A 393-nucleotide genomic window follows, 5' to 3' on the forward strand; every position below is an offset into this window, starting at 1 on the left:
GGGATCGTCACCGGGTTCACCTTCCGGACCGTGCCGATCGCCGACGTCGCCACCTTCAAGCTCACGTTCCCGGACGGCGCCCAGGCCGCGTTGCTCGCCGCCTGGCAGGAGTGGCTGCCCGCGCAGCCGGACGAGCTGTGGTGCGGGGTGAACATCGACGCGGTCACCGCCGTGGCCAGCGGGACGTTCCTCGGCACTGAATCCCGGCTGAAGGTGCTGCTCGACGACCTGGTCCGCCGGGTCGGCACGGCACCCGCCGAGCGGGGCGCGCGGGTGCTGGACCACCTGAGCGCGATGCGGGCGTTCGACGAGCCGGAGTCCCGGCCCGGGGCGGTCGCGGCGCGCGCGGCGTACGTCGGGACCTCGCGGATGCTGCTGCAGGCCGCGCCCGAC

General features: G+C 74.8%; 1 pseudogene. It reads left to right on the forward strand.

Annotation, left to right across the window (positions count from 1 at the left end):
• A pseudogene (locus G3I65_RS13530) lies at positions 1-393 on the forward strand (FAD-binding oxidoreductase); the annotation flags it as partial.

This window comes from Amycolatopsis sp. SID8362 (assembly GCF_010550475.1).
In the GTDB taxonomy this organism is placed as follows: Bacteria; Actinomycetota; Actinomycetes; order Mycobacteriales; family Pseudonocardiaceae; genus Amycolatopsis; species Amycolatopsis eburnea.